This is a genomic window from Pseudoalteromonas sp. S3260 (genome assembly GCF_005886925.1).
Lineage (GTDB): Bacteria > Pseudomonadota > Gammaproteobacteria > Enterobacterales > Alteromonadaceae > Pseudoalteromonas > Pseudoalteromonas tetraodonis.
Map to the genome: position 1 here is coordinate 1 of NZ_PNCV01000292.1, position 369 is coordinate 369.

General features: G+C 51.5%; 1 pseudogene. It reads right to left on the reverse strand.

Annotation, left to right across the window (positions count from 1 at the left end):
- Positions 1 to 369: pseudogene (locus tag CWC14_RS19515) on the reverse strand (hypothetical protein); the annotation flags it as partial.

Below are 369 nucleotides of genomic sequence, written 5' to 3' on the forward strand. Positions count from 1 at the left end.
GCAAATGCTTGGGCTCGCGCGTATGAACACATCAAGTCGTGGCGTCCGTGAACCATCCATACCGGCAGGCCTGCGAACTCCTTGGCATGGTCCATGAGCATATCGTCACGTAGAAAAAACTGGTGCTTGAAGTAGTGCAGCTGTAGCTGTGCTCGGTTGATAAGAGCAGCGGGTTCTAGCAGTTTAATACTTGGTGCCGTGCCGCAACATAAGGTTTCCTCCCAGGCCACCCATGCTTTAGCGGCTTTGAGCTGCGTGGGCTCGCTGTCACTAAAAAGTTGCTGATGGAAACCTTCGATCAATGCTGACGTTGGCTGGTTTTGTGGGTTAAATTGGCGATAATATTCAGGGTAAAATTGTGCTCCGGCG